Origin of the sequence: Streptomyces sp. KR55, assembly GCF_052245645.1 — a bacterium.
Classification (GTDB): Bacteria; Actinomycetota; Actinomycetes; order Streptomycetales; family Streptomycetaceae; genus Streptomyces; species Streptomyces flavusporus.
Genome location: NZ_JBQQCE010000632.1, coordinates 1 through 4,324 on the forward strand (window position 1 = coordinate 1; position 4,324 = coordinate 4,324).

Below are 4,324 nucleotides of genomic sequence, written 5' to 3' on the forward strand. Positions count from 1 at the left end.
CCGCCCTCTTCTACTTCGACGCCGCCCACCGAGACGTCCGAACCGCCCACCGAGACCTCGGAACCGCCCACCGAGACGTCCGAACCGCCGACCGAGACGTCCGAACCGCCCACACCGACGGACACCGCCCCGCCCACCTCGAACTCGGCCAGCGCCCCGACCTCCAGTGCCCCAGTCACCTCCAGCGCTCCGGCGAGCACGAGCGCGAGCGCGCCGGAGAGCAGCAGTGCGGGCACTCCGAGCAGCTCGGGTTCGGGTGCGGTGATCTGAGGCCCGTACAAGCCGGAGGGCCGGGTCCGATGTCCGGACCTGGCCCTCACCGTCGTACGACTGCCTCTCAGAACAGCCGCAACTTGTCGTCCTCGATGCCCCGCAGCGCGTCGTAGTCGAGTACCTGGCAGCCGATGCCGCGGTCCGTGGCCAGGACGCGGGCCTGCGGTTTGATCTCCTGTGCGGCGAAGATGCCCCGCACCGGCGCCAGATGGGGATCGCGGTTCAACAGCTCCAGATAGCGCGTGAGTTGTTCCACGCCGTCGATCTCACCGCGTCGCTTGATCTCGACGGCGACGGTCTGCCCGTCGGCGTCCCGGCAGAGGATGTCCACCGGGCCGATGGCCGTCATGTACTCGCGGCGGATCAGCGTGTAGCCCTCGCCGAGCGTTTCGATGCGGTCGGCGAGCAGTTCCTGAAGGTGTGCTTCCACGCCGTCCTTGATCAGGCCGGGGTCCACGCCGAGTTCGTGCGTGGAGTCGTGGAGGACCTCATCCATCGTGATGATGAGCTTCTCGCCCGCCTTGTTGATGACGGTCCAGACACCGGCCTCCTCGCCGGTCCCCTCCTTCAGCGTGCAGGGCGGCGACATCCAGTTCAGGGGCTTGTAGGCCCGGTCGTCCGCATGGATCGAGACGCTGCCGTCCGCCTTCACCAGGATGAGACGGGGGGCGGTGGGGAGGTGGGCGGTGAGCCGGCCGGCGTAGTCGACGGAGCAGCGGGCAATGACGAGACGCATGGTCGGCAACGCTACTCGACGGGCACCGGTGCACGCGATTCGCCCTGGAAGTCACATGTTGTTTAGTGGCCGATTGTGTGCCTATTGGGATCGGCCTGTATTCGCATTCTTCTGGTGCCGTCACCGTCTGTTGCCTACCGTATTAAACGGGAGGTCGCGATATGTGTACTCAGCGTGTTGACGATCGCGCACTCCCTCATCTGTCCGGCAACCCCTGCTGGTTGGGGGTGCGAGAGGAGAACCCATGTCGCTCGACGTCTCACCGGCCCTACTCGAACAGGCCGAGCGAGGCGAGGTCGACGAAGCTGACTTCGTCGACTGCGTCCGGACCTCCCTGCCCTACGCATGGGAGATGATCAGCTCCCTGGTGGCCCAGCTGAAGGTGGACGGCGGAGAGTTCGCCGACAACCAGACGCCCCCGCCGGACGAGCAGGCACGCGGTCAGCTGCTGCGTGCGCTCGCGAGTGACGCCATACGCGGCGCGCTGCAGCGGCACTTCGGTGTGCGGCTGGCCTTCCAGAACTGCCACCGGGTGGCAGTGTTCCCGCTGGACGCCTCGGCGGACGAGAGGCTGGCCCGTTTCACCTCGATCCGGGGCCAGCTGCTGAACCAGTCTCCGGAGCTGCGGGACTGCTGAGGCGCTGAACCGCTTGCTTGCCGCTCCGTACGCGGGAGGTGCGATCTGTACCGGAGCGGCAAGCCTCCCGCACGACGGGGCCGTTCACGTCAGCTGGGGGAGCACCTCGGCCCCCAGCCGCCGTACGTTCTCCTCCGTCGCCGCCAGGTCGCCGGAGCCCTCGACGAGCAGCGCGAAGCGGGAGACGCCGGTGCGCTCGCTGGTGGCGGCGAGCCGGTCGGCGCACAGCCGTGGGGTGCCCACCGGGTGCAGCCCGCAGAGCAGTTCGGTGTACGCCAGCGGATCGCGCATCCGGCGCTCGCGGCCGTCCACCGTGACATGGGCGTCCAGGCCCTGCTTCAGCCAGCCCGGCATCGCCTTCAGCAGTGTCTCCGCCGCGTCGGTGCGCCGGTCCGCGATCTGGCAGACACCGGCCGACACATGACCCGCGCCGAGGACTTCGTCCGTCGGCCGCCCGACGGCTCGCGCATGCTGCCGCCACAAAGCGATCATCTCGGCCTTTTCCTCGTCCCCCACATGCATGCCGAGCAGCATCGGCAGCCCGCGCTCGGCCGCCATCCGCACACTCGCCGGCGACGTACAGGCGACGAGCATCTCCGGCCCTTCGATCTCCGACAGGGACTCCGACGGCCTTGGTACGACGGGGACTTCACGGAAGGCGAAGCGGCCGCCGGGGCCCGCGACCGCGGGCTCGCGCAGCCAGCGCACCAGCAGATCGAGTGATTCCGGGTACTCCTTCTCGTACGCCTCCAGGCCCGTCCCGAACACCTCCAGGTCCACCCACGGCCCGCCGCGCCCCACGCCCAGTGAGAAGCGTCCGCCGCTTGTCACATGCAGCAGCGCGGCCTGCTCGCCGAGCGCCACGGGGTGGGTGGTGGGCAGCACACTGACCGCCGTACCGACCCGGATGCGGCGGGTGCGGCCGAGCAGTAACGCGGCCAGGGTGATCGCCGACGGGCATGTGCCGTACGGCACGAAGTGGTGCTCGGCCAGCCAGACCGAGTCGAGCCCTGCCTCCTCGGCCACCTCCGCCGAGCGGACCGCGCGGTGCAGCGCCTCCCCCTGGCCCTGACCCGGGAACTGGGCCGCCAACACGAAACTTCCTACGCGCATTGCTCTTCCTGCTTCCTTGGCTCCGACACGGAGCTCCCCCACTCGGCATAACCGTCTGACACGTGCCGAGGACACGGCCTGGCGAAGGGATTTGCGGATTGTCAGCAGAATCGATGGTCGGAGAGGGGGACTTGTGGAGATCGCTGCTGTGCGCGTACCCCTGTCCGGCCCACGTAGGCTGGATGCGACCCATTACCTGTATAGCTGCGAGAGGTGTCCCGTGTCCCCGCGTCGCAACCGAGCCAAGGGCCCGAAGGGGGCCGCCGTGTCCGGCGGGAGCGCCGACGACGACCGCCCGGGCCGCTACGGCGGCTGGCAGTCGGCGGAGGACTGGCAGGGTGAGACCTGGAGCGTGCGCCATGTGGCGGGGGCGAGCTCCCAGGGCAAGACGTACCGCTGCCCCGGCTGCGACCAGCTGATCCCCTCCGGTGTACCGCACGTCGTGGCCTGGCCCGAGCACGCGGGCGTCGACGACCGCCGGCACTGGCACAAGGCCTGCTGGAACGCACGGGACCGCCGCACCACGCGGATGCAGCGGTCCCGTAACGCGCCGAAGTTCTAACGGGTTACACGTCCCGCTTCTCCAGCAGGGCGTAGGCGCCGACGAACGCGGCGGCCGTGACGCCGAGCATGATCCACAGCGGGTCCCAGCCGGACGGGCCCGATGTGGTCAGCGAGTTGGAGTAGAAGACGCTCAGCTGGTTCGGGATCGAGTACTCGAACAGCGCCTCGCGCAGGTCCTCCAGCGACGACGCGAACATGAACATCGCGATGACCAGCGGGGCGAGCACCGCGGCGATCATGATGGTGATGGCGCCCGCCGAGTGCCGGACGATCGAGCCGACGACGAGCGAGAGCAGCCCGAGCAGCGCGATGTAGAGCGAGACCCCGACCGTGCCCTTCAGCCACTCCTCCCCGGACGGCTCCCGGGCGTCGCTCAACATGCCGACCTGCGCGAAGGCGACGAGCCCGGCGGCGACCAGGGTGACCACGAAGGCGACCGTGAAGAACACGACCGACTTCGCCGCGAGCACCCGCCCGCGCGTGGGGCAGGCGGTCATGGTGGTCCGGATCATCCCGGTGCCGTACTCCGAGGCAGTCGTCAGCACGCCCAGCGTGATGATGCACATGCTGCCGAGCAGCAGCCCGAAGAAGCCGAGGGACAGCGGGTTCTCGTCGCCCAGCTCCCCCTCCGCCCCGGAGTTCGCCACCAGCGCGCCGGCCGACAGCCCGATGCCGACGACGAGCAGGACGAACACGCCCAGCGTCCACATCGTGGAGCGCACCGACCTGATCTTCGTCCACTCCGAGGCGAGGGCATGCCCGAGGTGCGTGCGGACGACCGGGATCGGCGAGGTGTAGTTGGGGTTGGGGTACGACGGGCCGGGCGCCGCCTGCCACTCGGGTGCGGCCTGCGGCATCGGGGGCTGGGGCGTGCTCATCGGGCGTCCTCGGGCTTGGTCGGGTCGGCAGGGGCGGAGGCGGGCTGCGCGGGGGCGGCGGGCGCGGGCGGGGCGGCAACCGGAGCCTGGCCCGGCGCCGGCTGCGCGGACGCCTGCGGAGCC

The 4,324-nt window shown here is 69.8% G+C and carries 6 protein-coding genes; 2 read left to right on the forward strand and 4 right to left on the reverse strand.

Going from position 1 to position 4,324, the window contains the following annotated elements; translation table 11 throughout:
- Together ACTWQJ_RS47115 and nucS are read right to left on the reverse strand one after the other, a co-directional pair.
- On the reverse strand, nucleotides 1–281 hold a 281-nt coding region (locus ACTWQJ_RS47115), incomplete at its 3' end, for a hypothetical protein (protein WP_443312522.1).
- A 56-nt stretch (nucleotides 282–337) separates the two neighbouring features.
- Nucleotides 338–1,009, reverse strand: a complete 672-nt coding sequence (gene nucS / locus ACTWQJ_RS47120) for an endonuclease NucS (RefSeq protein WP_443312523.1) — start codon at nucleotides 1,007–1,009, stop codon at nucleotides 338–340.
- Nucleotides 1,010–1,253: 244 nt separating this feature from the next.
- Between nucS and ACTWQJ_RS47125 the strand changes: the two genes are divergently transcribed.
- Entirely contained in the window at nucleotides 1,254–1,646 is a 393-nt protein-coding gene (locus ACTWQJ_RS47125; protein ID WP_141313205.1) for an SCO5389 family protein, read from the forward strand.
- 84 nt (nucleotides 1,647–1,730) lie between these two features.
- Here the strand turns inward: ACTWQJ_RS47125 and ACTWQJ_RS47130 are convergent, their stop codons facing one another.
- Nucleotides 1,731–2,759 carry an LLM class flavin-dependent oxidoreductase gene (locus ACTWQJ_RS47130; protein WP_443312524.1) on the reverse strand — a complete coding sequence of 343 codons (1,029 nt, stop codon included), beginning with the start codon at nucleotides 2,757–2,759 and terminating at the stop codon, nucleotides 1,731–1,733.
- A 220-nt stretch (nucleotides 2,760–2,979) separates the two neighbouring features.
- Between ACTWQJ_RS47130 and ACTWQJ_RS47135 the strand changes: the two genes are divergently transcribed.
- Complete coding sequence (locus ACTWQJ_RS47135; RefSeq protein ID WP_443312525.1) at nucleotides 2,980–3,321, forward strand: ATP/GTP-binding protein; 342 nt, start codon at nucleotides 2,980–2,982, stop codon at nucleotides 3,319–3,321.
- Nucleotides 3,322–3,325: 4 nt separating this feature from the next.
- Here the strand turns inward: ACTWQJ_RS47135 and ACTWQJ_RS47140 are convergent, their stop codons facing one another.
- Nucleotides 3,326–4,201 (reverse strand): ABC transporter permease subunit, encoded by an 876-nt coding sequence (locus ACTWQJ_RS47140; RefSeq protein ID WP_443312526.1) that lies wholly within the window; start codon nucleotides 4,199–4,201, stop codon nucleotides 3,326–3,328.
- Nucleotides 4,202–4,324 lie beyond the last annotated feature (123 nt).

Bases quoted from the DNA above. Each gene is read 5' to 3' on its own strand.
- nucS (WP_443312523.1), bottom strand. From the start codon at position 1,009: ATGCGTCTCGTCATTGCCCGCTGCTCCGTCGACTACGCCGGCCGGCTC.
- ACTWQJ_RS47125 (WP_141313205.1), top strand. From the start codon at position 1,254: ATGTCGCTCGACGTCTCACCGGCCCTACTCGAACAGGCCGAGCGAGGC.
- ACTWQJ_RS47130 (WP_443312524.1), bottom strand. From the start codon at position 2,759: ATGCGCGTAGGAAGTTTCGTGTTGGCGGCCCAGTTCCCGGGTCAGGGC.
- ACTWQJ_RS47140 (WP_443312526.1), bottom strand. From the start codon at position 4,201: ATGAGCACGCCCCAGCCCCCGATGCCGCAGGCCGCACCCGAGTGGCAG.